This is a genomic window from Corynebacterium kalidii (genome assembly GCF_022869005.1).
GTDB lineage: Bacteria > Actinomycetota > Actinomycetes > Mycobacteriales > Mycobacteriaceae > Corynebacterium > Corynebacterium kalidii.
Genome location: NZ_JALIEA010000017.1, coordinates 596,217 through 621,128 on the forward strand (window position 1 = coordinate 596,217; position 24,912 = coordinate 621,128).

Annotated in this window: 23 protein-coding genes; 17 read left to right on the forward strand and 6 right to left on the reverse strand. The window is 71.1% G+C overall.

Annotated features, from left to right (window positions below; genetic code table 11):
• Positions 1-22: 22 nt before the first annotated feature.
• Together MUN33_RS13440 and MUN33_RS13445 are read right to left on the reverse strand one after the other, a co-directional pair.
• Complete coding sequence (locus MUN33_RS13440) at positions 23-1,129, reverse strand: quinone-dependent dihydroorotate dehydrogenase (protein ID WP_244805409.1); 1,107 nt, start codon at positions 1,127-1,129, stop codon at positions 23-25.
• A gap of 3 nt (positions 1,130-1,132) precedes the next feature.
• Positions 1,133-2,224 carry a hypothetical protein gene (locus tag MUN33_RS13445; protein ID WP_244805410.1) on the reverse strand — a complete coding sequence of 364 codons (1,092 nt, stop codon included), beginning with the start codon at positions 2,222-2,224 and terminating at the stop codon, positions 1,133-1,135.
• Between the two features lie 142 nt (positions 2,225-2,366).
• Between MUN33_RS13445 and MUN33_RS13450 the strand changes: the two genes are divergently transcribed.
• From MUN33_RS13450 to MUN33_RS13460, 3 genes are read left to right on the forward strand one after another with little or no spacing between them, the layout of a single operon-like run.
• Entirely contained in the window at positions 2,367-3,251 is an 885-nt protein-coding gene (locus MUN33_RS13450) for an undecaprenyl-diphosphate phosphatase (RefSeq protein WP_439647861.1), read from the forward strand.
• A 51-nt stretch (positions 3,252-3,302) separates the two neighbouring features.
• Complete coding sequence (mshC, locus tag MUN33_RS13455) at positions 3,303-4,607, forward strand: cysteine--1-D-myo-inosityl 2-amino-2-deoxy-alpha-D-glucopyranoside ligase (RefSeq protein WP_244805411.1); 1,305 nt, start codon at positions 3,303-3,305, stop codon at positions 4,605-4,607.
• Entirely contained in the window at positions 4,604-4,993 is a 390-nt protein-coding gene (locus MUN33_RS13460) for a hypothetical protein (RefSeq protein ID WP_244805412.1), read from the forward strand. Before mshC ends, MUN33_RS13460 begins: the two co-directional genes overlap by 4 nt.
• Position 4,994: 1 nt before the next feature.
• Here the strand turns inward: MUN33_RS13460 and MUN33_RS13465 are convergent, their stop codons facing one another.
• The gene (locus MUN33_RS13465) at positions 4,995-5,819 is read right to left on the reverse strand and encodes a thioesterase family protein (protein ID WP_244805413.1); all 825 of its coding nucleotides are present in this window, start codon (positions 5,817-5,819) and stop codon (positions 4,995-4,997) included.
• Between the two features lie 28 nt (positions 5,820-5,847).
• Here MUN33_RS13465 and MUN33_RS13470 point away from each other — a divergent pair, with 28 nt between their 5' ends.
• From MUN33_RS13470 to MUN33_RS13495, 6 genes are all read left to right on the forward strand, one after another.
• The gene (locus tag MUN33_RS13470) at positions 5,848-6,549 is read left to right on the forward strand and encodes an HAD family hydrolase (protein ID WP_255806863.1); all 702 of its coding nucleotides are present in this window, start codon (positions 5,848-5,850) and stop codon (positions 6,547-6,549) included.
• A 42-nt stretch (positions 6,550-6,591) separates the two neighbouring features.
• A complete protein-coding gene (locus MUN33_RS13475) occupies positions 6,592-6,855 on the forward strand; it encodes a phosphoribosyl-ATP diphosphatase (protein ID WP_244805545.1) in 264 nt (87 codons plus the stop codon).
• Positions 6,856-6,880: 25 nt separating this feature from the next.
• The gene (hisG, locus tag MUN33_RS13480; protein WP_244805546.1) at positions 6,881-7,726 is read left to right on the forward strand and encodes an ATP phosphoribosyltransferase; all 846 of its coding nucleotides are present in this window, start codon (positions 6,881-6,883) and stop codon (positions 7,724-7,726) included.
• A 46-nt stretch (positions 7,727-7,772) separates the two neighbouring features.
• Positions 7,773-9,293 (forward strand): aspartate ammonia-lyase, encoded by a 1,521-nt coding sequence (gene aspA / locus MUN33_RS13485; protein ID WP_244805415.1) that lies wholly within the window; start codon positions 7,773-7,775, stop codon positions 9,291-9,293.
• A gap of 124 nt (positions 9,294-9,417) precedes the next feature.
• Positions 9,418-10,206: a DUF1266 domain-containing protein gene (locus MUN33_RS13490; protein WP_244805416.1), complete on the forward strand. Its 789-nt coding sequence runs from the start codon at positions 9,418-9,420 to the stop codon at positions 10,204-10,206.
• Between the two features lie 9 nt (positions 10,207-10,215).
• Complete coding sequence (locus MUN33_RS13495; protein WP_244805417.1) at positions 10,216-11,145, forward strand: Sir2 family NAD-dependent protein deacetylase; 930 nt, start codon at positions 10,216-10,218, stop codon at positions 11,143-11,145.
• A gap of 28 nt (positions 11,146-11,173) precedes the next feature.
• Here the strand turns inward: MUN33_RS13495 and MUN33_RS13500 are convergent, their stop codons facing one another.
• From MUN33_RS13500 to MUN33_RS13510, 3 genes are read right to left on the reverse strand one after another with little or no spacing between them, the layout of a single operon-like run.
• Positions 11,174-11,980, reverse strand: coding sequence for a RecB family exonuclease (locus MUN33_RS13500; protein WP_244805418.1), 807 nt, complete (start codon positions 11,978-11,980; stop codon positions 11,174-11,176).
• Positions 11,977-13,404, reverse strand: a complete 1,428-nt coding sequence (locus tag MUN33_RS13505; protein ID WP_244805419.1) for an FAD-binding oxidoreductase — start codon at positions 13,402-13,404, stop codon at positions 11,977-11,979. The genes MUN33_RS13500 and MUN33_RS13505 overlap by 4 nt, the downstream gene beginning before the upstream one ends.
• Positions 13,401-14,801: an FAD-binding oxidoreductase gene (locus MUN33_RS13510; RefSeq protein ID WP_244805420.1), complete on the reverse strand. Its 1,401-nt coding sequence runs from the start codon at positions 14,799-14,801 to the stop codon at positions 13,401-13,403. The genes MUN33_RS13505 and MUN33_RS13510 overlap by 4 nt, the downstream gene beginning before the upstream one ends.
• Before the next feature lie 67 nt (positions 14,802-14,868).
• Here MUN33_RS13510 and MUN33_RS13515 point away from each other — a divergent pair, with 67 nt between their 5' ends.
• The 8 genes from MUN33_RS13515 (at position 14,869) to MUN33_RS13550 (ending at position 24,858) form a co-directional block, all read left to right on the forward strand.
• Positions 14,869-16,863 carry a thioredoxin domain-containing protein gene (locus MUN33_RS13515; RefSeq protein WP_244805421.1) on the forward strand — a complete coding sequence of 665 codons (1,995 nt, stop codon included), beginning with the start codon at positions 14,869-14,871 and terminating at the stop codon, positions 16,861-16,863.
• A gap of 85 nt (positions 16,864-16,948) precedes the next feature.
• Positions 16,949-17,785, forward strand: a complete 837-nt coding sequence (locus tag MUN33_RS13520) for a tRNA (adenine-N1)-methyltransferase (RefSeq protein ID WP_244805422.1) — start codon at positions 16,949-16,951, stop codon at positions 17,783-17,785.
• 111 nt (positions 17,786-17,896) lie between these two features.
• The gene (gene arc / locus MUN33_RS13525; RefSeq protein ID WP_244805423.1) at positions 17,897-19,555 is read left to right on the forward strand and encodes a proteasome ATPase; all 1,659 of its coding nucleotides are present in this window, start codon (positions 17,897-17,899) and stop codon (positions 19,553-19,555) included.
• Complete coding sequence (gene dop / locus MUN33_RS13530; RefSeq protein WP_244805424.1) at positions 19,552-21,087, forward strand: depupylase/deamidase Dop; 1,536 nt, start codon at positions 19,552-19,554, stop codon at positions 21,085-21,087. Before arc ends, dop begins: the two co-directional genes overlap by 4 nt.
• 66 nt (positions 21,088-21,153) lie before the next feature.
• The gene (locus MUN33_RS13535; RefSeq protein ID WP_244805425.1) at positions 21,154-21,378 is read left to right on the forward strand and encodes a ubiquitin-like protein Pup; all 225 of its coding nucleotides are present in this window, start codon (positions 21,154-21,156) and stop codon (positions 21,376-21,378) included.
• Between the two features lie 29 nt (positions 21,379-21,407).
• On the forward strand, positions 21,408-22,814 hold the full coding sequence (gene pafA, locus MUN33_RS13540; RefSeq protein WP_244805547.1) for a Pup--protein ligase: 1,407 nt from the start codon (positions 21,408-21,410) through the stop codon (positions 22,812-22,814).
• Complete coding sequence (locus MUN33_RS14270; RefSeq protein WP_244805426.1) at positions 22,811-23,797, forward strand: helix-turn-helix transcriptional regulator; 987 nt, start codon at positions 22,811-22,813, stop codon at positions 23,795-23,797. The genes pafA and MUN33_RS14270 overlap by 4 nt, the downstream gene beginning before the upstream one ends.
• Positions 23,794-24,858, forward strand: a complete 1,065-nt coding sequence (locus MUN33_RS13550) for a WYL domain-containing transcriptional regulator (protein WP_244805427.1) — start codon at positions 23,794-23,796, stop codon at positions 24,856-24,858. The genes MUN33_RS14270 and MUN33_RS13550 overlap by 4 nt, the downstream gene beginning before the upstream one ends.
• The last annotated feature ends 54 nt before the right edge of the window (positions 24,859-24,912 follow it).

Here is a 24,912-nt window from a genome sequence, read left to right on the forward strand (position 1 = left end):
CCTCACGGTCAGTTCAGCCGGTTCACTCCATCCAGGGCAGCTCCGCGCCCACGGCCTCCGACAGGTTCGACAACCCGTGGCGCCGGACCTGCCGGGCCAACCCGAGGTGGATGTCCCGGATCCAGTCCGGACCGCCGTAGATGAAGCCGGTGTAGCCCTGCAGCAGGGTCGCGCCGGCACCGATGCGTTCCCACGCCTGTTCGGCGGTCTCGATACCGCCGACACCGACCAGCACCAGTTCGTCGCCGGCGCGGGCACGGATCCGGCGCAGCACCTCCAGCGAACGCTCGGCCACCGGGGCCCCGGAGATTCCGCCGGCACCGAGTGCCTTCACGTCGGAGGCGGGGGTACGCAGACCGTCGCGGCTGATGGTCGTGTTCGTGGCGATGAGCCCGGTCAGGCCGAGTTCCCCGGCGAGGTCGGTCACCGCGTCCACGTCGGCGTCGGAGAGGTCCGGGGCGATCTTCACGAACAGCGGACGGTTGCTGGCGCGGCGCACCGCGTCGACGATCGGCCGGAGGCTCTCCACGGCCTGCAGGTCCCGCAGGCCCGGCGTGTTCGGCGACGACACGTTGATCACCAGGTAGTCGGCGACGGCGTCGACGGCCCGGGCGGACTCGTAGTAGTCCGAGGGTGCCTGGTCGGCCGGGGTGTTCTTCGTCTTGCCGAGGTTGACACCCACGGGCTCCGGCTCGACCCGGTCCCGCAGCCGGTACGCGGCGGCCAGGGCACCGTCGTTGTTGAAGCCCATCCTGTTGAGGAGCGCGCGGTCGTCGGGCAGCCGGAACAACCGGGGGGTGAGGTTCCCGGGCTGGTGGACCGCGGTCACGGTGCCGACCTCGGAGTACCCGAACCCGAGCGGACCCCAGACATCGACCTCGGTGGCGTTCTTGTCGAAACCGGCGGCCAGTCCCAGCGGCCGCGGGAAGTGCACCCCGCCGACCGACTGCGCGAGCACCGGGTCGGCGACGACGAGGCTCCGTCGCAACGCTGCCCGCGCGGTCGCCGACCCGGCGGCCGCGACCAGGGCGCGGGACATCAGACCGTGGATCCGCTCGGCACGCAGCCGGAACAGCTGTGTGAGGGAGGCGTCGTACACCGTTCCCCGGATCGTACGGAAGCTGGTCATGGGTCAGTCCTTTCGGGGGAGGTCGTCGGAGGGGATGTACTCACGGGTGCCGTCGGCGGTCACCAGGAGCAGGTCACCGCTGCCGTCGTCGATGATGTGCCGGACGTCGGGGGCGGTGGTGACCTCACCGACCGCGACCGGGGTCCCGGTGGACAGGTCGTAGCCCGTCAGCGTGTTGTCGCCGGTGGTGGACACCCACATCAACTCGCGGTCGGAGTCCCACAGCACCGCCCAGGCGCCGTCGCCGGTGGGCACGGACTGGGTGTGCCTGATCACGTCGGTCAGGGTGTAGACCAACGCCTGGTTGCGCCGGGGGTCGGAGGCCACGAGCACCCCGTCGGGCCGCGTCCCGGCGGACACGGTGCCGACGCCCTGGCCGATGCGCAGCGCGGCGAGCCTGCTCCGGTCGGCGATGTCGATGTCGGTGACGCTGGTCTGCGCGGCGTCGACGAGCGCCGCCCGCCACTGCGGGTCGCCGTCGCGGGTGTTGCCGACGAGCTGCAGCGCACTGGCGCTGTCCGTGATGTGCTCGGAGCCGGACGACTCGCCGTCGGGGGAGAACCAGTGGACGTCGGCGTCGGACTCCACGGTCACCGCCAGGGACCCGTCGGGGTGGACGGCGGCCGCGGTCACCTCACCCGGCGCGTCGACCCGGCGCTGTTCCTCGCCCTCGGCGTCCAGGACGCGCACGGTGGTCCCGCATCCGAGGACGACACCGTCGACGGCGCCGCTGACGGTGGTGCAGGAGTCGTCGACGTCGACGGTGGTCGCACGTCCGCTGGCGACGTCCCCGAGTGTGCCGATGGACAGCCGCCCCTGTTCGAGGGCGGCGACCGGGGCGGGGGAGTCGGCGGAGACCCCGTCGCCGAGACCGGCGCGGACGAGGCCGGCGCGGACGAGGCCGAGGACCTCGTCACCGTCCTCGAGCGACCCGGTCGCCTCCGACGGACCGGGCCGGTCGGGGGAGTCCAGGGGTTCGGCGGGGACCCCCACCACGACCTCTCCCTCCCCGTCGGGCCCGTCGTCGCCGTCGGTGCCGAACATCTGCTCGGCACATCCGGTCAGTGTCAGGGCTGCGGCGGCCGGGAGTGCCACGACCGCCGCCATCCTCTTGCGTGGCCACGTTGGGGGCCGGTTCACCAGGCTTCTCACGGGGATCACGCTACTACACACCGGACGCCACGCCGTCCCCGCCCGACATGAGGCGGCGGGCTCCGGGACGGTACGCTCTTCTGCCATGGAGCTCTCCTCGTATCTCGCCGCCGACGCCGGCGGCACCGTCACCACCACCGACATGGGGTGGTTGCAGACCATCATCCTCTCGATCGTGCAGGGGCTCACCGAGTTCCTCCCGGTCTCGTCGTCCGGGCACATGCGTATCGTCTCGCAGCTGGTGTGGGGGGAGGACGCCGGCGCGTCCTTCACCGCCGTGGTCCAGCTGGGCACGGAGCTGGCGGTGCTGGTGTTCTTCGCGAAGGACATCTGGATCATCCTGTCGGCGTGGTTCGCCGGCGTCTTCGACCCGGCGAAACGGGACAACCTGAACTACCGGATGGGGTGGATGGTCATCGCCGCGACCATCCCGGTGGGCCTGATCGGTTTCCTGGCCAAGGACCTCATCCGCGACAACCTGCGTAACCTGTGGATCACCGCGATCGTGCTGATCCTGTTCTCGTTCGTCTTCATCTGGGCGGAGAAGGTCGGCTCCCACAAGCGCACCTACGAGAAACTGACCATGAAGGACGCGCTGATCATGGGCTTCGCGCAGTGCCTCGCCCTGATCCCCGGGGTGTCCCGCTCGGGGGCGACGGTGTCCGCCGGTCTCTTCCTGAACCTCGACCGTGAGGTCGCCACACGGTTCTCCTTCCTGCTCGCGATCCCGGCGGTCCTGGCGTCCGGGCTCTTCAGCCTGCCGGACGCCTTCGAACCCGCGTCCGGGCAGGCCGCCACCGGGCTGCAGCTGGCCGTCGGCACCTCGATCGCCTTCGTCCTGGGCTACATCTCCATCGCCTGGCTGCTGAAGTTCGTCGCCAACCACTCGTTCGCCTGGTTCGCCCTGTGGCGGATCCCGGTGGGTGTGGCTGTGCTGATCCTGCTGGCCACCGGAACCATCAGCGCCTGACGGCCGGACCGGTGGGCGGGCCGGTCCGTACGGTGACTAGAATCTGGCACCATGCGTTCATGGTCCGCCCCCGACGTCCCCGCCCTGCCGGGTGACGGTGTCCCCCTCACACTCCACGACACGGCCGCCGACCGCGTCCTGCCGGTCGACACCGGCATGGTCACGGACGCGGGGGAGGTGGGGGTGTACGTCTGCGGCATCACCCCGTACGACTCGACCCACCTCGGCCATGCGGCGACCTACGTCGCCTTCGACCTGGTGGTCCGTCAGCTGCTCGACAACGGGCACGGCGTGCACTACGTGCAGAACATCACCGATGTCGACGACCCGCTGTTCGAGCGTGCCGACCGGGACGGGGTGGACTGGCGTGAGCTGGGTACCGGCCAGATCGACCTGTTCCGGTCGGACATGGAGGCACTGTCGGTGCTGCCTCCGCGCGACTACGTCGGGGCGATGGAGTCCGTCGACGAGGTCGTCCGCATGGTGGAGCGGCTGCTCGCGGTCGGGGCGGCCTACCGTCTGGACGACGAGTTCCCCGACGTCTACGTCGACCACACCTTCACCGCGCAGTTCGGTTACGAGTCCCGGTACGACGCGGAGACGATGAGCCGTTTCTTCGCCGAGGGCGGCGGTGACCCGGAGCGTCCGGGGAAGCGTCACCCGATGGACGCCCTGGTGTGGCGTGCCCACCGTGAGGGCGAGCCCGCGTGGGAGTCCCCCTTCGGCCCGGGGCGCCCGGGCTGGCACGTGGAGTGTTCGGCGATCGCCACCAACCGGCTGGGGGCGACGTTCGCCGTCCAGGGGGGCGGCAGCGACCTGCGGTTCCCGCACCACGAGTTCTCCGCCGCCCATGCCGAGGCGGCACACGGTGTGGACCGGATGGCCGGGCACTACGTGCACGCCGGGATGATCGGTCTGGACGGGACGAAGATGAGCAAGTCCCTGGGGAACCTGGTGTTCGTCTCCCGGCTGACCGCCGACGGCCACGACCCCGCGGCGGTGCGGCTGGGCCTGTACGAGGACCATTACCGCAGTGACCGTGACTGGTCGGCGGAGGTCCTGGAACGCGCCGAGCAGCGGCTGGAGCGTTGGCGTCGGGCGGTCGCGGCGGCGGGGCAGCGTCCTGCCTCGGAGGTGGACGGCCTGGTCCGGGAGGTCCGCGGTGCCCTGGCCGACGACCTCGACACCCCGGCTGCACTGGCGTTGATCGACGCGTGGAGCCGGGACGTCACGGACGTCACCGCCGCCGCTGACGTCACCGCCGCTGACGGCCCTGACAGCCCGGAAACCCCCGACGACTCGGCCGGCGACCGGGTCCGCACGCTGTGCGCGTCGCTGCTGGGGGTGGCACTGTGAGCTCCGACAGCTTCGCCGCGGCGACCGACGCCGCCCGCCACGAGTTCATCGATAACCTGAACGCCATGGCCACCGGCAGCTACCTGCGGGAGGAGGACCGTGAGTTCTGGGAGGCGCCGTACCCCACCACCGTGGTGGACGAGGCCGCCGAGATCCTCCACCGCCTGATCTCCGGTGTGCGGGCCGACCCCACCGGGGAGGTCGTCCTGCAGGTGATCTCGGCCCACGACGCCCTGCGGGCGCTCAGTGACCGCCACGCCGGCGCCGTCTACGAGGACGAGGAGGTCACCGACTTCCGCGCGCTGGTCACGGTGCTGTGCGAGGAGGTCGGCGCGGACGCCCGTCAGGTGCTCGACGACCTCGACCGCATCATCGAGCAGGAGTAGGCTACCCGAGCCGCTGCAGCAGCAGCGACTGGGTGGTCGACCCGACCGGGCCCTTCTCGTCGAAGAGGCGGCCGATGGTCAATCCGGTCCCGTCGGGCCCGAAGTTGGCCTCGGCCTGGATCCCGGTCCACCCGCCGACCGGCAGCCGGTGCAGGGAGACCGTGAGGTCGGTGTTCATGAACTGCCATTCGCGCGGGTCGAGCACCCGGTCTGTGCCGTTGGCCACGTCGGCCACGGACATCAGCCTGCTCCACGGGGTGTCCTCCACCCCGGCGACGACCGCCATCCGGCTGCGCACCCACAGCTGTCCGCCGACCGTCGGCGGGACGGGGCGGAAGTCGAGGGAGTCGATGAACGCCCCGGACCAGGTCGCCAGGAACGACGTGTCGGCGTCGGGCCCGCCGGCCTGCGACAGGGGCACCATCGCGGCGGCAGCCGGCACACCGGGGTTCTCCACGTCGGTGGTGTCGTCGCTGCGCACCCACCAGGCACTGCCGCGGACGACCTCGCGACCGGACCCGTCGACGACCACGGCCTCGAGGTAGCTGACCCGTCGGCCGGGGCGGACCACCCGGGCGGTGACGTGCAGCTGCGCGACCGGCACCGCCCCGAGGAGTTCGGTGGTCACCCGCACCAGCCGGCCGCCGTCGGGCGCGATGCCCTCCATGGCGTGGGTGACCAGTGCGGACGGGGGAGCGCCGTGCTGGAAGTCGGGGCCCCAGGGGCTCACGGTGTGCTCGGTGGCGGTGTACGCGGTCCAGGGGGTCCCGGTGTCGTCGGCGGTCGTGGCGCCCTGCAGGAAGTATGCGTCGGTGATGTAGCTCATGGTGTGCGATCCTATCGGCCCAGGCATGATGGCAAGGGTGAAGGCGATACTCTGGGACATGGACGGCACACTGGTCGACACCGAGCCACGGTGGGGGGAGTCGACCTACGCCATGGCCGCCGAGATGGGGCGTGAACTGACCCCCGAGGTCAGGGCGACGACCGTCGGCGGCACGGCGGACGGGACGGTGCGCCTGTGCGCGCAGTGGGCCGGTCTCGACCCCACCGACGAGGAGGTCGGTGAGTGGATCAGGTGGGTCTACGACCACGTGTCCCGCCTCTTCGCCGAGGGTCTGGACCTGCTGCCGGGCGTCGCCGACCTCCTGGCGGAGGGCAGCGCCTCGGGTGTGCCGATGATGGTGGTGACCAACACCTTCCGTTCCTTGACGGACCAGGCGTTGGAGACCATCGGTACGGAGCACTTCGTCGGCTCGGTCTGCGGCGACGAGGTACCGGCGGGCAAACCGGACCCGACCTGCTACCTCACCGCCGCCCGTCGTCTCGGGGTCGCCCCCGACGACTGCCTGGTGTTCGAGGACTCCACCAACGGGATGACGGCGGCCGTGCGGGCGGGGTGCCGGGTCGTCGGCCTGCCCTCCGCCGACGCCGAGGTTCCCGACGGGGCGGTGCCGGTGACGGCCCTGCGCGACGGACAGGCGGGGTTGGCCGGGTTGACCGTCGCCGACCTGCGGGGATTCTGGGAGCGGATCGGGCGGCTGCGTGTAGGGTGACCGCGTCACCACGTCGGTGCAGGATGTGACAGAATGAGTCCCGTGAAGAACTTCGACTCCCTGTTTGAGGAACTGTCCCAGCGTGCCGCGGAACGACCCGCCGGCTCCGGTACCGTGGAGGCACTCGACGCCGGGGTGCATTTCCAGGGCAAGAAGATCGTCGAGGAGGCGGGGGAGGTCTGGCTGGCCGCCGAGTACCAGTCCGACGACGAGCTCTCCGAGGAGATCTCCCAGCTGCTCTACTGGTTGCAGGTGGTGATGGTCGGTCGCGGCCTCACCCCGTCCGACGTCTACAAGTTCCTCTGAGAGGGTTGCCGTGAGTACTCCTGACCTGCTGCGCGTCGCCGTCCCGAACAAGGGGTCGCTGTCCGAGACCGCCACCGAGATCCTCGCCGAGGCCGGCTACCCGGGGCGTGGCGACTCGAAGTCGTTGACCGTCGTCGACGCCGAGAACGGCGTCGAGTTCTATTTCCTCCGCCCGAAGGACATCGCGATCTACGTGGCCAGCGGGCACCTGGACATGGGCATCACCGGCCGCGACCTCGCCGCCGACACCCGTGAGGAGACCGAGGAGCTCCTGGAGCTCGGTTTCGGCGACTCCACGTTCCGCTACGCCGCCCCCGCGGACGAGGAGTGGACGGTGGAGGCCCTGGAGGGGCGCCGGATCGCCACGTCCTACCCGAACCTGGTGCGCCGGGACCTGCGGTCCCGTGGCATCGACGCCACCGTCGTCCGTCTGGACGGCGCGGTGGAGATCTCCATCCGCCTCGGCGTGGCCGACGCCATCGCCGACGTGGTGTCCACGGGGCGGACCCTGCGGCAGCAGGGCCTGCGTCCCTTCGGCGACCCGGTGATCAGTTCGACCGCCGTGGTCGTGGGGCGTCGCGGGGCGTCCGTCGACGACCGTCAGCGGGTGCTCCTCAAGCGGATCGAGGGCATCCTGCACGCCCGCAACTACGTGATGCTCGACTACAACTGCTCGCGGGACGTCCTCGACCGTGCGGCCGCCGTCACCCCCGGCCTGTCCGCACCGACGGTGTCCCCCCTGGCCCAGGACAACTGGGTCGCCGTCCGGGCGATGGTGCCCCGACGGGACGCCAACACCCTGATGGACAACCTCTCCGCCCTGGGCGCTGAGGCCATCCTCGCCAGCGACATCCGCATCGCACGTATCTGACGGCTCCACCACGAGTCGTCCGTCACCACGAAAGGCCGGTACCACCATGACTGTCCCTGAGTTCCGTCCGGAATCCACCCCGGTCACCTCGTCCACGCAGCTGATCACCGCGGCGGAGACGCACTCGCTCAGTGCGCACGCCGCCACCAGTTTCCGGACCGAGGAGGACCTGCTGGGCACGATGCCGGTCCCGGAGCACGCCTACTACGGGATCCACGCCCTGCGCGCGGTGGACAACTTCCAGATCTCGCGGACGACCCTGAACCAGCTGCCCGAGTTCATCCGCGGCATGGTGCAGGTCAAGAAGGCCGCTGCGATCGCGAACCAGCGGCTGCACGCCCTGCCCCGGCACAAGGCCGAGGCCATCGTCTGGGCGTGCGACCAGATCCTGCTCGAGCACCGGTGCATGGACCAGTTCCCGATCGACGTCTACCAGGGCGGGGCCGGCACCTCGACGAACATGAACGTCAACGAGGTCGTGGCGAACCTGGCGCTGGAGTACCTGGGGGAGCCCAAGGGCAGCTACGACATCATCAACCCCAACGACGACGTCAACATGAGCCAGTCCACCAACGACGCGTACCCGACCGGGTTCCGGCTGGGCATCCACACCGCGTTCCAGGACCTCATCCGTCACCTCAGCGCCCTGGAGCGCGCCTTCTCCAACAAGGGCGACGAGTTCCGGGACGTCATCACCATGGGGCGCACCCAGCTCCAGGACGCCGTGCCGGTCAGCCTCGGCGACGAGCTCACCGCCTTCGCCCAGAACCTCTCCGAGGAGCAGTCCCAGCTCAACCGGGCCGCGGACTTCATGCTGGAGGTCAACCTCGGCGGTACGGCGATCGGTACCGGGGTGAACGCCCCGTCGGGGTACCAGCAGCAGGTCGTCGCCGCGCTGCGTGAGGTCACCGAACTCAAGGTGCTCGCCGCCAACGACCTGCTGGAGGCCACCAGCGACACCGGGGCGTACGTCAACGCCAGCTCGGTGGTCAAGCGTGTGGCCATGAAGCTGTCGAAGATCTGCAACGACCTTCGCCTGCTCTCCTCCGGCCCGCGCGCCGGCCTCAACGAGATCAACCTGCCGGAGCGTCAGGCCGGTTCGTCGATCATGCCGGCGAAGGTGAACCCGGTGATCCCGGAGGTCGTCAACCAGATCTGCTTCAAGGTCTTCGGCAACGACGTCACCATCTCGATGGCCGCGGAGGCCGGCCAGCTGCAGCTCAACGTGATGGAGCCGGTGATCGCGCAGTCGCTGTTCGAGTCCATCCGGCTGCTCGCCCGCGCCTGCACCACGCTGCGCACGCTGTGCGTGGTGGGCATCACGGCCAACGAGGACGTGTGCCGGTCGTACGTGGAGCACTCCATCGGTATCGTGACCTACCTCAACCCGCTGATCGGCCACCACAACGGTGACCTGGTGGGCAAGGAGTGCGCCCGTACCGGCAAGTCCGTGCGTGAGGTCGTCCTCGAGCGTGGGCTGCTGGACGAGGAGACCCTCGACCAGGTGCTCAGCAAGGAGAACCTGCTGCACCCGGTGTGGCGCGGGAAGCTGTACGTCGAGTCCTGAACGGACTGCGACCGACGGCGACCGACGGCCCCGGACACCGGGGGTGTTCCCCGGGTACCCCTGAACAAGGGGGGAACCGGGTCGTCGACGACCCTCGGTAGTTCACCGGGCTAACGTAGTTGGTGTGACACACCCCGTCGACACCACCACGCACACCACCACCTACCGCTCGACCCTCCTGACCCTTCCGCCCACGGGGGCGGCGCTCCGTCTGGTCTGGGACGACGACCGCACCCCGGAATCCTCCCGGGCCTGGGCGTTGAGCCTGCCGCACGGCCTGGGCGACGGCCGCGTCGTCAACGGACCCGCCGAAGCCCACCTCCCGAATACGGGGTTCCAGAAGCTCTTCGTCGTCGACCCCGGCGAGGCCCACCGGCACCACCTGGCCACCGTCTACGGCATCCGGACCGCCCGTGAGGCCCTGGAGGCGGTGCGTGCCCGCCTGGCGACCGGCGGCGACCCCCGCTACCGCGCCCACCGTGGACTGCTGGCCACCCTGTGCTCCACCCCGGCCGGGCAGCGCCCCGCCGCCCACACCGTCCTCGGCACCGTCGACCCCGCCGACCACCACGTTGTCGTCCCGTTCCTCAGCGACACGGCCGTCGCCGCGCTCCCGGAGGTGCCTCCGGCCGAGACCACGGCGTGGGACGTCTCGGTCGCCGTCCACCTGCTCTGGCTGGCCCACGGCGGTGGTCTGGTCACCGGCGACGAGTGCTCCGACCTGCTGGCCCGCGCCCTCGACTCGGCCCGGTCGGTCTACCGGACGTGGGCGGAGTACGCCGACGGCGTCGTGGTGGGACGCGCGGTGGCCGACGGGCGGCTGGACGACTCGTGCCTGCGTTTCGTCCGGGACGTCGCCGTGGCCCTGAACCACCCGGACTCACCGTGGTCCCGGCTGGAGCTGCAGGGGTAGCCTGAGGGGATGCTCCCTGATCTCGTGGCTCCGGCACACCGGTCGGCGTTGCGGTCCATCGCCCGCGTGGTCTCCGAGACCGCCACCCCCACACCCCCTGAGGTGGCCCTGTCCGCGGTGGCCGACCAGCTGCTCGCGGCACCGGCCCTGGTGCTCACCGGCGCCGGGGTGTCCACGGACTCCGGCGTCCCCGACTACCGGGGGCCGTCCGGGTCGCTGACCCGGCACCGCCCGATGACCTACCAGGAGTTCCGCCACGACCCGGAGGCCTCGCACCGCTACTGGGCCCGGTCCTTCGTGGGGTGGCGGCGGATGGCTGCAGCCCGGCCGAACCCCACGCACTACGCCCTCGCTGAACTCGAGCAGGCGGGCCTGGTCACCGGGGTGGTCACCCAGAACGTCGACGGTCTGCACGCCGGGGCCGGCACGCGGAACCTGCTCACCCTCCACGGCGACCTGGCCCAGGTGGTGTGCCTGCAGTGCGGCAGGACCGAAGACCGGCACTCCCTCGATGGCCGGCTGGCGGAGAGGAACCCCGGCTACCTGGAGAGCATCGACCTGGATCCGTCGCTGGTGAACCCGGACGGCGACGTCACCCTCGACGACGCGGCGGTCCGTGACTTCTCCATGGCCGGTTGTCTGCGGTGCGGTTCCCGACTGCTCAAACCCGATGTCGTGTACTTCGGCGAACCGGTGCCCACCGAGCGGAAGCAACAGGCCTCACGGATGCTGTCCGAATCCTCCGCCCTGGTGGTCGTCGGCTCCTCCCTGGCGGTGATGAGCGGCTACCGGCTGGTGCTGGACGCCCGCAGGCAGGGTAGGCCCGTCTTCGTGATCAACGGGGGACCGGGGCGGGCCGACCGCACCGCCGACGTCGTGTGGCGGACCCAGGTCGCCCCGGCGTTCCTCGACCTCATCGACGCCGTCGGGATCTACTGACCACCCCCGCAACCACCCCCGCCACTACTCAGGCGAACTCCTGCGGCACCCCCGGGTACTCCGGCGGGGTCCCGCCGAAGGCGGGGCAGAGGGACTGGAAGGAGCACCACCCGCACAGTTTCGAGGTCGTCGGCGCGAAGTCCCCGCTGCGGGCGTCCTCGCCGATCCTGGTCCAGACATCCTCCAGGTCGCGCTCGACGTAGTTGAGCTCCGCCGGGGTGGGGGAGAGCACCATGTCGTCACGGACCTTGAGGTACATCAACCGCAGCTGTTCGGGGATGTGGTCGAACATGCGCCACCACACCAGGGCGTAGAAGCGCATCTGGAACACCGCCTGCGCGGAGAACCGGGGGATGGGCTTCTTGCCGGTCTTGTAGTCGACGACCCGGACCTGGCCGGTGGGGGCGACGTCCACCCGGTCGATGAACCCGCGGACGGGCACGCCGTTGGGCAGGGTGGTGTCGACGTACTTCTCCACCGACTCCGCGTCGAAACCGGCGGGGTTCTCCATCTGGAAGTAGCCCTTGACCAGTGAGCGGGCGTCCACCAGGAAGTCCGTCGTGGATTCCTCGGGGACCAGCTTACCGAGCTGGGCGTCCGCGTCCTTCATCGCCGTCCAGTGCGGGGTGAGCATCTTCACCGCCGCGGGGTAGGTCCGTTCGTCACGTGGCAGGTTGTGCAGGTCCTCCAGCACGGCGTGCACCAGCGTGCCCTTGACCTGTGCGACCGTACTGGGCTCGGGCAGCCGGTCGATGGCGCGGAGCCGGTAGAGCAGCGGGCACTGCCGGTAGTCGCCGACACGCGACGGGGACAGGGCGAGGGGGCGGCGGGTCACAGGGCCTCCAGCATCTTTCCGGGGTTGAGGATGGCGGTCGGGTCGACGGCGTGTTTGATCACGCGGTGCAGGTGCCGGTTGCCGTCGTCGAGTTCGCGGGGCAGCCACGGGGCCTTGAGCGCACCGACCCCGTGTTCGCCGGTGATGGTGCCGCCGAGGCTGAGCCCGAGGTCCATGATGCGGTCGAAGGCGGTCATCCCGGCGGCGACGGACGCCTCGTCGGAGAGGTCGTAGAACACCGAGGGGTGGACGTTGCCGTCCCCGGCGTGGGCCACCAGGGTCACCATGGTGCCGGTGTCCTCGCGGATGGCCTCGACGCCGGCGCAGAAATCGGCCAGGCGGCTGCGCTGCACACAGACGTCGTCGATCATCTGCCCGACGCCGTGTGACGAGCAGTAGCGCTCGTTGGCGACCTGTACCGAACGACGTGCGGCGACGAGGAGTTCGGAGTCGGCCGGGTTGTCGGCGAAGGCGACGTCGAGGGCGCCGTGGGCCTCGGCCACGTGGGCGAACTCCTCGGTGTCGGCGGCGGCGGTGGGGGAGTCGGACTGCATGATCAGCACGGCGCCGACAGTGCCGACAGTGTCGTCGAGGCCGAAGTCCCCGATCTCCGACAAGAGGCCGACGGTCGTGCCGTCCATCATCTCCAGCATCGACGGGCTGGCCCCGGTGGCCATGTACGACGACACGGTCCGCACGGCGTCCGCCACGGTGGGGAAGGTCGCCAACGCCGTCAGCGGGTCGGGTCCCAGCGGCACGACCTTCAGGGTGGCCTCGACGATGACCCCGAGGGTGCCCTCGGAGCCGGTGAACAGCGACACCAGGTCGAGGCCCGCCACGCCCTTGACGGTGCGGTGGCCCAGGCGGGTCACGGTCCCGTCGGCGAGGACCACCGTGAGTTCCCGGACGTATTCGCGGGTCACGCCGTACTTCACGCAGCACATCCCGCCGGCGTTGGTGGCGATGTTGCCGCCGACCGACGAGATCGCCATGCTCCCGGGGTCCGGTGGGTAGGCCAGCCCGCGGGGCCGGAGGAGGTCCTTGAGGTCCTTGTTGATGACGCCGGGTTCGACGGTGACGGTCATGTTCGCCTCGTCGACCTCCAGGACGGTGGTCATGGCGGCCACCGAGAGCAGGATGCAGCCCGGTTCGGCGCACGCGCCGCCCGACAGTCCGGAGCGTGCGCCCTGCGGGACGACCGGGATGCCGTGGGTGTGGGCGAAGCGCATGGTCGCCACGACGTCGTCGACCCCGGCGGCACGGACCAGCGCCAGGGCGTCCTTGCCGGGGTGGACGGACTCGTCGGTGGCGTAGGTCGCCAGGATGTCCGGATCGGTGCTCAGCGAGCCGACGAGGACAGCGGCAAGGTCGGCAAGGTCGGCAACGTCGGCCGAGCGGCCCGGCGCGGTGGGGGTGGTGTTCACAGGTGCTCCAGCATCTTGCCGGGGTTGAGGACCCCGGTCGGGTCGACGGCGTTCTTGATCTCTCGGTGCAGGCGGCGGTTGCCCTGGTCGAGTTCGGCGGCGAGCCACCGGCTCTTGAGGTTGCCGACGCCGTGCTCCCCGGTGATCGTGCCGCCGAGTTCCAGGCCCAGGGCCATGATCCGGTCGAAGGCGTCCTGGGCGGCGGCGACCGAGGCATCGTCGGCGGTGTCGAAGAACACCGAGGGGTGCATGTTGCCGTCGCCGGCGTGGCCGATGACGGCGACCTGTGCTCCGGTGTCCTTGCCGATGTCCTCGACGCGGTCGCAGAACTCGGCGATCCGGGTGCGCGGCACACAGACGTCGTCGAGCAGTTGGCCGCCGCCGTGGGCCCGGGCGTGGTGCTCCCAGGCGGGTTGGGCGGAGCGGCGTGCGGCGACGAGGAGTTCGGCGTCGACCGGGTTGTCGGCGAAGGCGACGTCGAGGGCGCCGTGGGCCTCGGCGACGCCGGCGAACTCCTCGGTGTCGGCGGCGGCGGTGGAGGAGTCGGACTGCATCAGCAGCAGTGCCCCCACGGTGTCGTCGAGGCCGAAGTCACCGAGGTCGTTGACCATGGCGATGGTGGCGGCGTCCATCATCTCCAGCATCGACGGGCTGGCGTCGGTGGCGGTGTAGGCGGACACCGCCTCGGCCGCCGACCGGACCGTGGGGAAGGTCGCCAGGGCGCTCAGCGGGTCGGGTCCCAGCGGCACGACCTTCAGGGTCGCCTCGACGATGACCCCGAGGGTGCCCTCGGAGCCGGTGAACAGTCCGGCGATGTCGAGGCCCGCGACACCCTTGACGGTGCGGTGGCCCAGCCGGGTCACGGTTCCGTCGGCCAGCACGACCGTCAGCTCCCGGACGTATTCGCGGGTCACCCCGTATTTCACGCAGCACATGCCACCGGCGTTGGTGGCGATGTTGCCGCCGATCGAGCACATCGCCACGCTGCCGGGGTCCGGTGGGTAGGCCAGCCCGTGGGGACGCAGCGCGTCCTTGAGGTCCTTGTTGACGATCCCCGGTTGGACGGTGACGGTCATGTTCGCCTCGTCGACCTCCACGACGTCGGTCATGGCCGCCAGTGAGAGCAGGATGCAGCCGTCCACGGCGTTCGCCCCGCCGGAGAGGCCCGACCGCGCGCCCTGGGGCACCACCGGGATGCCGTGGGCGTGGGCGAAGCGCAGGGTGGCGGCCACGTCGTCGGCGTCGGCGGCGCGGACCAGGGCGGCCGGGGCGCCCACGGGACTGTAGAGCGATTCATCGGTGGCGTGGGCGGCGAGCACGTCCGGGTCGTCGGTCACGGACCCGGACAGCACCGGGCGCAGCCGCCCGGCGATTCCGGAGGGTTGTCGGGACGTCATTGCCGCCACTGTAGTCGCCCCTCGTCGCTCCTGTGGTCGGCGGGGACGTCCGGCTACCGTGGTGGGCATGAACTCCAACCGTCTCGCCGGATCGACGTCCCCCTACCTGCTGGCCCACGCCGACAACCCGGTGCACTGGCAACCGTGGGGGCCCGGCCCCTTCGCCGAGGCCCGCGAGCGTGACGTGCCGGTGCTGGTGTCGGTCGGCTACGCGACGTGCCACTGGTGCCACGTGATGGCCGAGGAGTCCTTCAGCGACCCGGCGGTCGCCGAGATCATCAACTCCCGGATGGTGGCGGTCAAGGTCGACCGCGAGCAGCACCCGGACGTCGACGCGTACTACATGCAGGCCACCCTCGCCCTCAGCGGGCAGGGCGGCTGGCCGATGACCGTCTTCACCGACCCCGCGGGACGCCCGTTCCTGGCCGACACCTACTTCCCGCCGGCCCCGCGGCAGGGCCGGCCGTCGTTCCGTCAGGTCCTGGAGGCGGTGTCGCGCACCTGGGAGTCCGACCGCGACCGCGTCGACGGGCTCACCGCCCGGCTCAACGACGCGATCGCCACCGGCGGGGAAGACGGGGACGGCAGGGACGGCGGGGACGGCGGCACCGCGTCCTGGGCCGCGCAGGAGGCCACCGCGGAGCTGCCGACCCGCGTCGTCCAGAAGATGCGCGCCTCCGAGCACCCCACCGGCGGTTTCGGCGGCGCCCCGAAGTTCCCGCCGTCGGCGACGCTGCTCGGCCTGGTGCGCTGGGCCGAACGCACCGACTCCGCCACCGCCAGGGACCAGGTGCTCGACATCGTGGGACGGACCACCACCGCGATGCTGCAGGGCGGGCTCACCGACCCCGTCGACGGCGGATTCCACCGCTACTGCGTGGACGGCGACTGGACGGTGCCGCATTTCGAGAAGACCCTCTACGACAACGCCCTGCTGCTGCGCGCCCTGGCCGCCTACCGCACCCACCGGCCCGACGACGCCCTCGTCGCCGAAGCCGTCGACCTGACCCGCGCCTTCCTCACGGACGGCCTGGCGACCGAGCACCCGCATCTGCTCGCCAGCGGCCTCGACGCCGACACCGTCGTCGACGGCACCCGGGTCGAGGGCTACACCTACACCTGGGCCCCGGGCGAACTGGAGGACCTGGGGCTGTCCGGGGAGGGCGACGTGGACGGCCGCGTCGTCCTCGCCCGGCGCGACGGCATGCCCCTGCCCGACGACCTTCGCGACACCCTGCGCCAGGCCCGGTCCACCCGGCCGCGCCCCGCCGTCGACGGCAAGGTCGTCACCGCCTGGAACGCCATGGCCGCCGTCGCCCTCACCGAGGCCGGCGACCCGGAGGCCGGGGCGGCACTCACCACCGCCCTGTGGAAACACGCCGTGACCGTCGACGACGACGGCACCGTCCGCAGTGTGGTGCGCTGCACCGGGTCCCCCCACGCGCCGGGCACCCTCGAGGACTGCGCCTGGCTGCTGCTCGCCCTGGTCCGGCTGTGGGAGCACCGCGGCGACACCCACGACGGCCTGGACGTACCGGCGGCGGTGTCGGAACTGGTGCGCCACACCCAGGTCACCTTCCACCGCGCCGCCGGGACCTGGTACGACGCCGCGACACCCGTCGCCGGCACCGGTGTACGCCCCCGCGACCCCTACGACGGCGCGACCCCCACCGCCGTGGCGGTCCTCGCCGAAGCCCTCAGCATGGCCGGCACCCTCGCCACCTCCCTCGACGACGCCGACGTCCGGGCCGTCGGCGCACGCTGGTCGGCCGAGGCCCGCCGGATCCTCGACGCCCACACCGGCGTCGTCGACCAGCACCTGGCACAGGCCGGCGGCTGGCTGTGCGCCCTCGAATGCCACCTCGCCGGACCGGTCCAGGCGACCGTCTCCGCCGCCGACCCCGCCCAGGTGGCGGCACTGCGCGCGCAGCTCGGGACGTCCTGTCTGGTCCTGCCGGTCGAACACGGTGCCCGGCTCCTGGGCTCCCCGGACGCGGGGGAGGGGCAGGCACTGGTCCAGGTGTGCCGGGCCGGGGTCTGCGGGGTCCCCACCGCCCTGTGACCCCAGTGAGCCCCGTGACGTGCCTCGGCCCGCCGGCCGTTACACTGATCGGGTCCACAGCCGCACCAACGTAAAGGGGAACCCCGTGGCCTACTCCGGCCCGTTCCAGCCCGGCGACCGGGTCCAGCTCACCGACGCCAAGCGTCGCCACTACACCATCACCTTGGAGACCGGCGGCAGCTACTTCACCCACAAGGGCGAGATCAAGCACGACGACATCATCGGCCGCGACGAAGGCACCGTGGCCGTCTCCCACGTCGGCGGCGAATACCTCTGCTTCCGCCACCTGCTGGTCGACCACGTCCTGTCGATGCCCCGCGGCGCCGCGGTGATCTACCCCAAGGACGCCGCCCAGATCCTCGTCGAAGGCGACATCTTCCCCGGCGCCAAGGTCCTCGAGGCCGGCGCCGGCTCCGGCGCCCTGTCGATGACCCTGCTACGCGCCGTCGGCGACCACGGCCGGCTGATCTCCTACGAGATCCGCGAGGACCACCTGGACTACGCCGAGAACAACGTCACCGAGTACATGGGGGGACACCCCGCCAACTGGGACCTGCGCCTCGGCGACCTCAAGGACGTCACCGTCGAGGACACCGACGGCCCGGTCGACCGGGTCATCCTCGACATGCTCGCCCCCTGGGAATGCCTCGAGACCGTCCGCGACCTGCTGATCCCCGGCGGGGTGTTCATGACCTACGTCGCCACCGTCCCCCAGCTGATGAAGGTCATGGAGGGCATCCGCGAACTGGGATGCTTCACCGAACCGAAGGCCTGGGAGTCCCTCGTCCGCGAATGGAAGGTCGAGGGCCTGGCCACCCGCCCCGAACACCGGATGAACGCCCACACCGCCTTCCTCGTCTGGGCCCGCCGCCTCGCCGACGGCACCGTCGCCCCGAAGCCCCAACGCCGCGCCCGCAAGTGACCCCCGCACGTGACCCCCGCACGTGACCGGGGAACCTGCACAGGGGTGGCACAGAGGCGGTTCCGTGGTTCTGGATAGGCTACCTTTGCCCCACATGTAGACTGGCCCTCTATGACGCAGCACACCACGGACCAGAATCTCCACGGCGGACCGACCTCACGGGTCGACTCCGGCCCTGAGTCCTACCGCCAGCTGCAACTGGCCAACCGGACCCTGGGCACCCGCAACGCGAAACTCACCGAAATGCTCAGGTCCAGCCGCGACAAGCTGGACGAACTGAACTCCCGGCTGGACGCGCTCGCCGAACCCCCGAGCACCTACGGCACCCTGCTCGACACCGGCCCCGACGGCCTCACCGCCGAGGTCCACACCGCCGGACGCCGGATGCGCCTGCCGGTCAGCCCCCGGGTGTCCCCGGGCGAACTCACCCCCGGCTCCCTCGTCCGCCTGGGGGAGGGCCAACAGGTCGTCGAAGTCTGCGGATACGCCGACTCCGGCGACATCGGCACCGTCGTCGAGGTCGTCGACTCCTCCCGCATCGTCGTCGCCGACAAGCTCGGCGAAGAGACCCTCATGAAATGCGCCGGCGCCCTCACCTCGGAAGTCGCCGCCAAGCAGGTCGGCCCCGGAGACAGCGTCATCGTCGACCGGCGCGCCGGGTACGCCTTCGAGGTGATCTCGCGGGCCGAGGTCGAGGACCTCGTCCTCGAGGAGGTGCCGGACGTCTCGTACTCCGACATCGGTGGACTGGAGAGCCAGATCGAGCAGCTGCACGACGCCGTCGAGCTGCCGTTCCTGCACCCGGATCTCTACCGCGACTACGGCCTGCTGCCGCCGAAGGGTGTGCTGCTCTACGGGCCGCCCGGCTGCGGGAAGACGTTGATCGCCAAGGCGGTGGCGTCCTCCCTCTCCCGCAAGATCAACACCGACGCCGGAACCCCGGACGCGAAGTCCTACTTCCTGAACATCAAGGGCCCCGAACTGCTCAACAAGTTCGTCGGCGAGACCGAGCGGCAGATCCGTCTGATCTTCGAGCGCGCCCGCAAGATCGCCTCCGCCGGCCAGCCCGTCATCATCTTCTTCGACGAAATGGAGGCGATCTTCCGCACCCGTGGCACCGGTGTCTCCTCGGACGTCGAGTCCACGGTGGTCCCGCAGCTGCTCGCCGAGATCGACGGGGTGGAGGGGCTGCGCAACGTCATCGTCATCGGCGCCTCGAACCGTGAGGAGCTCATCGACCCGGCGATCCTGCGCCCCGGCCGGCTCGACGTGAAGATCCGCGTGGAGCGGCCCGACCGTGCGGCCGCCGCCGACATCCTGGGCAAGTACCTCACCGCCGCGGTCCCGGTGTCCGCCGCGCTCCTCGAGGCCGCCGGCGGGGCCGACGCGGCGGCCGCCCGGCTGCGCGCCCGGGTGATCGACGACCTCTACTCCGACGACCGCCCGTACCTCACCCTGCACTACGCCGACGGAACCCACTCCGACCTCTACTTCCGCGACTTCACCTCGGGGGCGATGCTGGCCAACATCGTCGACCGGGTCAAGAAGCTCGCCATCAAGGACGTCCTGCGTGGCGAGGGCGACGGCGTCACCGAAGCCCACGTGGACGCCGCGGTGGACGAGGAGTGCCGCGACAACGACGACCTGCCCGACACCACCAACCCCGCCGAGTGGGCCAGGATCTCCGGCCACTCGTCCCGCCGCGTCGTGGAGATCACCATGGCAGACCGACGGGCAGACCGGCGCGCAGACCGGGGGGCCGACCGGTGAGCACCGCACCACGCCGGCTGATCGGCACCGAGACCGAGTTCGGCATCATCGCCCCGGGCGACCCCTACGCCAGCCCGATCGAGACCTCCACCCAGGCGGTCGTCGCCTACGCCGGCGCCACGGGGCTGGGGGTGAACCGACGCACCCGGTGGGACTACAACGCCGAGTCGCCGCTGCGCGACGTGCGCGGCTTCGACCTGCGCCGCTACCGCACCGCCCCCGTCGTCGACCCCAACGCGCTGGGCTCGGCGAACGTGGTCACCACCGCCGGCGCCCGGTTCTACGTGGACCACGCGCACCCGGAGTACTCGTCGCCGGAGACCACCAACGCCTGGGACGCGGTGATCTGGGACAAGGCCGGCGAGCTGGTGATGCACACCGCCGCACAGGCGTCCGCGGCGGTGGACGACCAGCCGGCGCTGACGATCCACAAGAACAACGTGGACGGCAAGGGCGCCTCCTACGGCGCCCACGAGAACTACCTCTACCCCCGGTCCTACGACGCCGAGGCGGTGCAGGCCGCGCTGATTCCCCACTTCGTGACCCGTCAGGTCTACACCGGGGCCGGACGGCTCGGCCTGGGGGCCGAGAGCCAGACCCCCGGTTTCCAGATCAGCCAGCGGGCCGACTACATCGAGACGACCGTGTCGCTGGAGACCACCCTGAACCGCGGCATCATCAACACCCGCGACGAGTCCCACGTCGGCGACGACTGGGCCCGGATGCACGTCATCATCGGCGACGCGAACCTCTCGGAGTACGCGACCTTCCTCAAGCTCGGCACCACGGCGCTGGTCCTCGACGCCGTCGGTGCGGGCGCGGACTTCTCGGACCTGGCCCTGTACGAACCGGTCGCCGCCGTCCGGCAGATCTCCCGTGACCTGGACTGTTCGGCACCGGTGCGGCTCTACGGCAACGTGGAGCGCACCGCGGTCGAGATCCAGCGGGAGATCCGTCGTCGGGTCGTCGAGGCCGTCCCGGCCGCGCACCGGCACGACGGGGACGACCTCGTGCTCGAGGTGTGGGGGGAGATCCTCGACGACCTGGAGCGCGACCCGGCGAGCACCGCCGACCGTCTGGACTGGACCGCCAAGCTCAGCCTGCTCACCGCCTACCGCGCCCGCGGACTCGACTGGGACCACCCGACGATGGCCGTGGTCGACATCCAGTACCACGACATCGACCCGGCGAAGGGCCTGTACAACGCCCTGGTCCGGAAGGGCAGGATGCGCACCCTCGTCCCCGCCGACGATGTCGCCGCCGCGGCTGCCCGGGCCCCGGCCGACACGCGGGCCTGGCTGCGTGGCGAGGTGGCCCGCCGGTTCTCCGGTGACCTGCTCGCGGCGAACTGGGACACCCTGGTCCTCGACACCCCCTACGGGGCGTCGTCGACGACCCGCGTCCTGCTCCCTGACCCGTTGCAGGGCACCGCGGCGCAGCTGCAGGACGCCCTGGCCGACGTCGACGACGCCGCCGGGCTCGTCCGGGTCCTCGGGGAGCTGCTCCCGGGCTCCCTCGGCGGTGTCGACTGATATCCTGTAGGCACCGGAACACAGATTCCACCATCGCTCTAGCACTCGTGAAGGAAGTGGTTCCCCATGGCAGCCGGATCAGGCTCGACGGGCGGCTCCAGCCAAAACCAGGTCCACGGGGGGCGCGGGCCCGACGACGGTGACGTCGCCGGTGCCACCGACCCCGTCGCCTCCGGCCAGGAGCAGCTCAGGGTCAGTGGCACCGACGACCTGCTCGACGAGATCGACGGCCTGCTGGAGTCCAATGCCGAGGAGTTCGTGAAGTCCTACGTCCAGAAGGGCGGGCAGTAGTCACGGCGGCCGTGTTCACCCGCCGGATCATGGGCCTGGAGACCGAGTTCGGCATCACCAGCGTCCTGGACAGCCACCGGCGGCTGGGCCCGGACGAGGTCGCCCGGCACCTCTTCGCCCCGGTGGTGGAGCGCTACCGCAGCAGCAACGTCTACTGGCCCAACGCCTCGCGGGTGTACCTCGACGTCGGCGCGCACCCGGAGTTCGCCACCGCCGAGTGCGACTCGCTCCACCAACTCATCACCTACGACCGGGCGGGGGACCAGATCTTCCACGACCTGGCGTCGCGCTGTGAGACGTCGCTGGCGGAGCGGGGGATCGGCGGCAAGGTCTACCTGCTCAAGAACAACACCGACTCGGTCGGCAACTCCTACGGCTGCCACGAGAACTACCTGGTGGGCCGGGACATGCCCTTGAAGAGCCTGTCGGCCCAACTGCTGCCGTTCCTGGTCACCCGGCAGCTGATCTGCGGGGCCGGCAAGATCAGTGTGCCGACCGCCGGCGCCCCGAACGAGAACTTCGGGCCCGGGTACTGCCTGTCCCAACGCGCCGACCACGTGTGGGAGGGGGTGTCCTCGGCGACGACACGCTCCCGGCCGATCATCAACACCCGCGACGAGCCGCACGCGGACTCCTCCCGGTTCCGCCGGCTGCACATCATCGTCGGCGACTCCAACATGTCCGAGACGACCACCGCCCTGAAGGTGGGGTCGACGCTCCTGGTGCTGGAGATGATCGAGGCCGGGGTCGACCTGCCGGACCGCGAGCTGTCCAACGAGATCCGGTCGATCCGCGAGATCGCCCGGGATTCCACGGGGACCACCCCGCTGGCGCTGCGCGACGGCGGCACCGCGACACCGCTGGGCATCCAGCGCGACTTCCACGCCGCGGCGGTGCGCTGGATGGAGGACCGTCCGGAGCCGGCCGAGGGCGCCCCAGGGACACCGCGCGACCAGCTGCTCCCGGTGGTCGACCTGTGGGGCCGGGTGCTCGACGGGGCGGAGTCCGGTGACTTCTCCGCGGTTGACACGGAGATCGACTGGGTGATCAAGAAGAAGCTCCTCGACCGGATCGCCGAGCGCGGCGGTCTGGAGATCACCGACCCGCGGCTCGCCCAGGTCGACCTGACCTACCACGACATCAACCCGGACCGCGGCCTGTTCCACCTGCTGGCCCGCAGGGGAGAGGTCGCCACCCTCGTCGACCCCGACGACATCACCGCCGCGACGTACACGGCACCCACCACCACGCGCGCCGCCGCCCGGGGCCGGTTCCTCACCGCGGCGCTGGACAGCCACCGCCAGACGACGGTCGACTGGACGCGGCTGAAGGTCAACGGCGACGGCGGCGACGAGATCGTCCTGCCCGACCCCTTCGACCCCACCGCCGAGGGGCTGGAGCACCTCCTCGACATCCTCGCGGAGCCCTCGCCGTGAGCCCCGCGAACCGCCCGGCGGAGATCCACTGGGACCCGGCGTCGTCGCGGCTGCTCAACCTCGTGCTGGCCCTGACGGACCGGTCACGGTCGCTCCAGTGGATCCGGACGCACGTCGACGGCTACTCCGGGGACGTCGAGACCGTCCGCCGGCGCTTCGACCGCGACCGGCCGCTCCTCGACGAGCTCGGCCTGGTCGTCGTGGAAACCGCCGGCACCGACGACGACGGACACCCCGAGGTCCGGTACGGGATCGACCCCGCCCCGAGTTTCCTGCCCGACCTCGCCGTCACCGACGCCCGGTGGCAGGCCCTGCGCCCTGCCGCGCAGTGGGTCCCGAACCAGTCGCTCGCCGCCCCGGTGCGCCAGGCGCTGCAGAAACTGTCGACGGTGGCACCGGCGTCCGACCTCGACGACGGCCCCGGGTTCTCCGCCCCGGTGCCCGACGCCGTCGACCTCACCGACGCCGACATCGAGGCGCTGAACGTGGCGATGGACCGTAACCTGAGCCTGCGGTTCCACTACTGGCCGGCGTTGACCGAGGATCCGCAGCTACGCCGTCTGGACCCGTGGGGTGTCGCCGCCGTCGACGGCAGGCTCTACCTCACCGGGTTCGACCTCGACCGGGACAGCCAACGGACGTTCCGGCTCTCGCGCATCGCCGACCTGGAGGCCGCCGCCACCCTGATCCGCCACCCCGCACCGGACCGTCCCGTCGCCGAGCTGGTGACCGAGGGGCTCCGCGCCTCCTCGACGATGGTCACCGCCCGGGTGCGTTTCCTCACCGACGGCGCCCAGGAACTCCGTGCCCTGGCGTCTCCCGACGGCCTGGTCGGCCCGGTCGACCGGCGGTGGCTGGTCCGCACGGCCGCCTCCTACGCCACGGACTGCCTCGTCGTCGACCCGCCGGACGTCGTCGCCGACATCGTCACGCACCTGGAGGATGCCGTGCGCACCTTCGGGGGAGAGGAGCACCGGCCGTGACCGACCCCGTTCCCCGCCGACGCACCGTCGGCTACACCACCTGGCAGGTCCGTCGCGTCCTGGCGGTCATCGCCTGGTTCCGGCACCATCCGGACGGCTCGTTGATGCGCGCGGCGGCCCAGTTCGGGGTGTCCGTGCCCCAGCTACGCCACGAGCTGACCCAGGCGGCGACCTGCGGTCTCCCGCCGTACCTGCCAGGGTCGTTGCTGGAGTTCTCGACCTCCGGGATGCACGTGGACGTCGTCACCTCCCTCGGCCTCGACCGGGCACCGTCGCTGACGGCGGCGGAGTCGGGGGCCCTGCTGCTCAGCCTGGAACGCCTGGCCAGCGTGATGTCCGGCCCCGGCCGGGCGGACGTGGACTCCGCCGCGGAGATGATCCGTGACCTGCAGCAGGACGTCCGGGACCGCCGCGACCGGTTCGTCCCCGACGAGTTCACCACCGCGTCCCGGCCCACGGTGGCGGGCGACGGCCCGGGGCAGGGGACGGCCCCGGTGCTGGCGGAGAACCTGCCGGCCCTACGCGAGGCGCTGTCGACGCGCCGGTGGATCGAGCTGACCTACCGGTCGGCGTCCTCGGACTCGGTGACCCCACGCACCCTGGTTCCCGACCAGCTGGAGTTCATCGACGGGCAGGCCTACCTCTGGGCCCGCGGGGACGCGCCGGACACGGTCGACCAGCGGTGCTTCAACGTCTCCCGGATGTCGTCGGTCCGGGTGACCGACCGGCCCGCGCCCCCGGCCCGCGAACGGACGGTCGACGCCGAGGACCCGTTCGGCTTCGACCGCGACGGACAGCGCTGGGCCGTGATCGAGCTCGAGGACGACGCCGCCTGGATGTTCGAGTACCTGCCGATCTGGCAGGTGGACGGCCCCGGCCCGTTGCGCGCGGCGATCCCGGACACGGGGGACTGGTTGGAGCGTTTCCTCCTGGCCTACGCACCGTCGATCCGCGGGGTCGTCGCCCCGGACGGCCTGCAGGACACCCCGGGGTGTGATCTCGGACACCGTGTGGCCGCCCGGGCCCGCGCTGCGGTGGATGCCTACCGCTCACTGGCGTAGGGTTATCCCTGACTGAGTCATGGCTCATCCATGACTGACCCACGCGACGGAAAG

What these genes read in the sequence shown, in the direction of transcription:
- MUN33_RS13495 (WP_244805417.1), top strand. Translation starts at nt 10,216, where the DNA reads ATGCTCCCTGATCTCGTGGCTCCGGCACACCGGTCGGCGTTGCGGTCC.
- mshC (WP_244805411.1), top strand. Translation starts at nt 3,303, where the DNA reads ATGCGTTCATGGTCCGCCCCCGACGTCCCCGCCCTGCCGGGTGACGGT.
- aspA (WP_244805415.1), top strand. Translation starts at nt 7,773, where the DNA reads ATGACTGTCCCTGAGTTCCGTCCGGAATCCACCCCGGTCACCTCGTCC.
- MUN33_RS13465 (WP_244805413.1), bottom strand. Translation starts at nt 5,819, where the DNA reads ATGAGCTACATCACCGACGCATACTTCCTGCAGGGCGCCACGACCGCC.
- arc (WP_244805423.1), top strand. Translation starts at nt 17,897, where the DNA reads ATGACGCAGCACACCACGGACCAGAATCTCCACGGCGGACCGACCTCA.
- MUN33_RS13440 (WP_244805409.1), bottom strand. Translation starts at nt 1,129, where the DNA reads ATGACCAGCTTCCGTACGATCCGGGGAACGGTGTACGACGCCTCCCTC.
- MUN33_RS13470 (WP_255806863.1), top strand. Translation starts at nt 5,848, where the DNA reads ATGGCAAGGGTGAAGGCGATACTCTGGGACATGGACGGCACACTGGTC.
- MUN33_RS13510 (WP_244805420.1), bottom strand. Translation starts at nt 14,801, where the DNA reads ATGACGTCCCGACAACCCTCCGGAATCGCCGGGCGGCTGCGCCCGGTG.
- MUN33_RS13515 (WP_244805421.1), top strand. Translation starts at nt 14,869, where the DNA reads ATGAACTCCAACCGTCTCGCCGGATCGACGTCCCCCTACCTGCTGGCC.
- pafA (WP_244805547.1), top strand. Translation starts at nt 21,408, where the DNA reads ATGGGCCTGGAGACCGAGTTCGGCATCACCAGCGTCCTGGACAGCCAC.
- MUN33_RS13535 (WP_244805425.1), top strand. Translation starts at nt 21,154, where the DNA reads ATGGCAGCCGGATCAGGCTCGACGGGCGGCTCCAGCCAAAACCAGGTC.
- MUN33_RS13450 (WP_439647861.1), top strand. Translation starts at nt 2,367, where the DNA reads ATGGAGCTCTCCTCGTATCTCGCCGCCGACGCCGGCGGCACCGTCACC.